3 protein-coding genes and 1 pseudogene are annotated in these 4,567 nt (G+C 72.6%); 1 reads left to right on the top strand and 3 read right to left on the bottom strand.

The genetic code is table 11. From position 1 onward, the window contains the following. Positions 1–144: 144 nt before the first annotated feature. The gene (locus tag AN218_RS36865; RefSeq protein ID WP_070018333.1) at positions 145–1,716 is read right to left on the bottom strand and encodes a hypothetical protein; all 1,572 of its coding nucleotides are present in this window, start codon (positions 1,714–1,716) and stop codon (positions 145–147) included. 240 nt (positions 1,717–1,956) lie between these two features. Further along, positions 1,957–2,193: a hypothetical protein gene (locus tag AN218_RS20355; protein WP_070018332.1), complete on the bottom strand. Its 237-nt coding sequence runs from the start codon at positions 2,191–2,193 to the stop codon at positions 1,957–1,959. Positions 2,194–2,331: 138 nt separating this feature from the next. Here AN218_RS20355 and AN218_RS20350 point away from each other — a divergent pair, with 138 nt between their 5' ends. Next, on the top strand, positions 2,332–3,306 hold the full coding sequence (locus AN218_RS20350; protein ID WP_070018331.1) for a carbohydrate kinase family protein: 975 nt from the start codon (positions 2,332–2,334) through the stop codon (positions 3,304–3,306). Positions 3,307–3,507: 201 nt separating this feature from the next. On the opposite strand, the pseudogene AN218_RS20345 reads toward AN218_RS20350, so the two are convergent. Continuing rightward, a pseudogene (locus tag AN218_RS20345) lies at positions 3,508–4,567 on the bottom strand (aminotransferase class V-fold PLP-dependent enzyme); the annotation flags it as partial.

Here is a 4,567-nt window from a genome sequence, read left to right as displayed (position 1 = left end):
CGGCGAGGTCCCGGGCCTGAACAGGACGAAGGCGGCGGACTCCCCCCACCAGGGGTCCGCCGCCTTCGTCGTTTCCGCCCCCGTGCTCCCAGGTCTCGTCTGTCGTGTTGCCGTTGTCGCTATGTCTACCCGCCGCGCGGCGGTTCACTTCTCCGGAAGTGCTTCTCCGTCGGCGGCGTCCACGACCTTCCGGTCGCCGAGCGCCTTGTCCAGTTCGACCTCGAGCGTCATGCGCTTCGCCATCTTCACGCACACCCGCTTCGGGTCCGGATCCTTCGGGCGTACGGAGATCTTCACCGTCTTCCCGGACTCCTCTGCGCTCGCCTTGTAGCCGCCGCAGACGCCGCCCCAGAAGGTCAGCTTCACGGTGCGGCCGTCCGCCGCATAGGAGTTGACCGCCTGGGCGGCACCGGTGCCGGGGGAGCCGGGCTGCTGCGTCGTGTCCGAGCCGGAGCCGGAGCCCGAGCCCGTACCCGAGTCCGAGCCGCCGCCGGGCCCGGTGGGCGCGGGCCGTGCCGGTTTGAGGTACTCCGGTTCGACCGCGGGGTGCGCCACGTCGGCGCTCTGCCCGCCGCCCAGCTCCACCCGGTAGATCCACGACGGTACGAGCACGGGCTTGCCGCTCGTGTACCGCGTCACGAGCCCGAACTCGGCACCGGTCACCTTCAGGGCCTTGCGCGGGGCCACGGTGCCCGGTGCGTCCTTCGACGCCCGTGCTCCCTCGCCCTCGTACGCCCGGGGCTCGCGCACCGCGTGCGCCGCGCCCTGCTTGTTGAGCTGCTTCAGCGTCTGCTCCGCCGACAGCACCGGGTAGGTGGCGCCCTTCCGCAGCGCGCCGAGGTTGCCGTGTCCCCGTACGACCTTGCCGTCGTCGTCCACGGTGAAGGTGCTGTTCCAGTCCTTCGCGGGCATGCCGGCGATCTTCGGGGTGGCGGTGACCATGCGCGAAGAGCCCGTCGTCACGCCCGCGTCGAGCGTCGCGTCGGTCAACTTCAGCGTCTTCAGCAGCCGTTGGACGGAGCTCTTCGCCTTCTTCTCCGACACGGCGTCGCCGCCCTTGCCCGAGTCCGGCATGCCCGGGCAGGCGCGCGGTGCGTCGCCGTGGTCCGGCGGTACGAGGTCGCCGCGCGGCACGGTCGGCAGCGGCTTGCCGCAGGGCATCACCGGCCAGTCGCCGGACTGGTACGTCCAATTGCCCGCGAGGCGCCCGTTGTTGACGGTGAGCGCGGCGTCGTCCGCGGACTTGCCGTCCTCGCCGACGACCCAGCGGTCGTGCTGCTTGCGCGGCGTGCCCTGTACGTCGAGGGCCTCGGCCAGCGCGGAGACGGTGCTGCGCGAGACGGAGGCCGGACTGCGGTAGACGGGGGCGGAGCCGGGACCCTCCGGCAGCTTCGTGTTCGCCTTGTAGACCTGCGGGTGCGGTTCGCCGGGGGCGATGCCCGGACGTCCGCCGTCCTCGGTGCCCTCGTCGCCGTCGCCCCCGTGCCCGTTCGCCGCGAGGCCGTCGAGCGTGAGCGGAGGCGGCTGCGAGGCGTCGCCCGCCGTGCCGGAGCCGCCGTCGTACGCCGTCGAGGCCCACCACGCGCCGCCACCGCCGGCCACCAGGACGGCGGCGGCCACCGCGATCACGGGCAGCCGGGGCCGGCGCTGCCGGGCGGGCCGCTCGCCGGCGGGAAGGGGCTCCCCACCGTGGGTGGGGGACGGTTCGGTGCTCACGGCGATGCTCCTTCGCTCCTGCGTCCCTCGCCTCTCCTCACGCTCCTGCCCGCGGGAGGAGAGCGCCGGACACATCTGTGACGGAGCGGGGGCCGGGAAGGTTCCCGGTGTGCCGCGAAGAGCGCCCGCGAATCTCACGGTGGCGCGCGGCGGTTCGCCATGCGCCGCCCCGCGGCCCGGTGTTCACGACCCGCGCTTCCCACAAACGCTGTTCACCGCGCGGGGCTCACCGTGCAGCGTTCACCACACGCCGTACTCGGACATGCCCTCCGCGACGCGCGCCGAGGCGGCCGGAATCCGCACCCCGCTCAACTTCTCGTACGAGGCCCGCGGACCGGGCCCGAGGCCCGCGCCCGCGGAGGCGACGAGCCCCTCGTACCCGGTGACCCTCCAGTGCGGCGCCATGCGGGCGCAGTCGCCCAGGAGCTGGTCCATCGACTCGGGTTCGGCGGCCGTGAGCCGCGTCGGGTTACGCATGGGACCGACGCTACGCAGCAGGTGAGGCGCCTGGAAGGCCCTACTATCAGGTAGTTACGTCCTGTTCGGTTCCGTGCAGGGAGCAGGTAGCGTGATGGTGCCATCCGACCGCGTCCTCCGACAGGAGCAGATTTCGCCGTGCGTATCGCAGTCACCGGCTCCATCGCGAATGACCATCTGATGACGTTCCCTGGTCGCTTCGCCGACCAGCTCGTCGCCGATCAGCTCCACACCGTCTCGCTCTCCTTCCTCGTCGACTCGCTTGAGATCAGGCGCGGCGGCGTGGGCGCCAACATCGCCTTCGGCATGGGGCAGTTGGGAGCGAACCCGATCCTGGTCGGCGCCGCGGGCGAGGACTTCGAGGAGTACCGCGCCTGGCTCGACCGGCACGGAGTGGACACCGAGTCCGTCCACATCTCCGAACTGCGGCACACCGCCCGGTTCGTGTGCACCACGGACGAGGCCCACAACCAGATCGGGTCCTTCTACACCGGCGCCATGAGCGAGGCCCGGCAGATCGAGCTCCAGACCGTCGCGGAGCGCGTCGGCGGCCTCGACCTCGTCTGTGTCAGCGCCGACGACCCCGAGGCGATGACCCGGCACACCGAGGAATGCCGCAAGCGCGGCATCCCCTTCGCCGCGGACTTCTCGCAGCAGATCGCGCGCATGGAGGGCGCGGACATCCGCACCCTCATGGAGGGCGCCACGTTCCTCTTCTCCAACGAGTACGAGAAGGAACTCATCGAGACCAAGACCGGCTGGAGCGACAAGGAGATCCTCGCCAAGGTCGGCACCCGTGTGGTCACGCTGGGCGCGAAGGGCGTCCGCATCGAGCGCGAGGGCGAGGAGCCCATCGTGGTCGGCGTACCGCAGGAGAAGGCCAAGGCCGACCCCACGGGCGTCGGCGACGCCTTCCGCGCGGGCTTCCTCTCCGGGCTCGCCTGGGGCGTGGACCTGGAGCGCGCCGCGCAGGTGGGCTGCATGCTGGCGACCCTCGTCATCGAGACGGTCGGCACCCAGGAGTACGAGCTGGAGCGGGCCCACTTCATGGACCGCTTCACCAAGCAGTATGGCGAGGAGGCGGCGGCCGAGGTCGTCGCGCACCTGAACTGACGCGCTGAAGCGGTGAGTTGAACCGATGCCCTGCCGACGCGGGCCCTGCCGAAGGGGTTACGCGGAGGCGGGCTCGGGGGCTCGGCGCTCACAGGACGTCCGGCGGGCGGCGGATGCGGCGAGGGCCGCGCCGCCGCCCGCTGCCGTGTCCGGGACCCGTGCCCGGGCGGCTGCCGTACGTGAACGGGCCGCCGTACGCGGTCAGTTGCGCCGTCGCACCCTGAACTCGGTGCCGTCCGCGCCCAGATACTCCTGGCCGCGCATCTCGCACCAGGCGGGGATGTCCGCGCGTGCGGCCTCGTCGTCCGCGAGGACCCTGACCACGCCGCCCACCGGTACGTCGCCGATGACCTTGGCGAGTTCGATGACCGGCAGCGGGCAGAGCGAACCGAGCGCGTCGACGGTGACGTCCGCGTCCGCCTCTGCTTCCGTTTCCCCTTTCGCGGGGGCCGCCGGTGCGCCCGACGGGCCGCCGGGCGCGTCCAGTTGACCCCGCACCTCGCGTACCGCCTCCGGCAGCACCGCGAGGAAGCGCTCCACGTCCTCCTCCGCCGACGGCGCTCCCCACGGCGGCAGCGACAGCCGGATGTTGCCCTCCGAGAGCACGCCCATCGCCCGCAGCACATGGCTCGGCGTCAGCGTGCTCGACGTGCACGACGAACCGGAGGAGACCGAGAAGCCCTGCCGGTCCAGCGCGTGCAGCAGCGCCTCCCCGTCGACGTACAGACAGGAGAAGGTCACCAGGTTCGGCAGCCGCCGCACCGGATCGCCCACGACCTCGACGTCCGGGACGAGTTCGGGAACGCGCACCCGTACCCGGTCGACCAGACCGCGCAACCGGGCCGCCGCGGCGTCCGCTTCGGCACGTACGGCACGCAGCGAAGCCGCCGCGGCCACGATCGCCGGAATGTTCTCGAAGCCCGCGGAACGCCCCGACTCCCGCTCGTCCACCGGCCCGACGGGAGCGAACCGGACGCCCTTGCGTACGGCGAGCAGCCCCACGCCCGGCGGGCCGCCCCACTTGTGCGCGCTGCCCGCCAGCAGCGACCAGCCCTCGCCCGGCCGCCCCCAGGCCAGGGACTGCGCGGCGTCCACGAGCAGCGGCACACCCGCGTCCGCGCACACCGCGGCCACTTCGGCCACCGGCTGCTCGGTGCCCACCTCGTGATTGGCGGACTGGAGGCAGGCCAGCGCGGCACCGCCGTCCCCGCCTTCGCCCGCGTCCCCGTTCTCGTCCGCGTCCCCGTCCTCGGAGCCGTCG

This window comes from Streptomyces nanshensis, from assembly GCF_001751255.1.
In the GTDB taxonomy this organism is placed as follows: Bacteria; Actinomycetota; Actinomycetes; order Streptomycetales; family Streptomycetaceae; genus Streptomyces; species Streptomyces nanshensis_A.
This window is presented reverse-complemented; position numbering and strand designations above follow the sequence as displayed.

Bases quoted from the DNA above. Each gene is read 5' to 3' on its own strand.
- AN218_RS20355 (WP_070018332.1), bottom strand. From the start codon at position 2,193: ATGCGTAACCCGACGCGGCTCACGGCCGCCGAACCCGAGTCGATGGAC.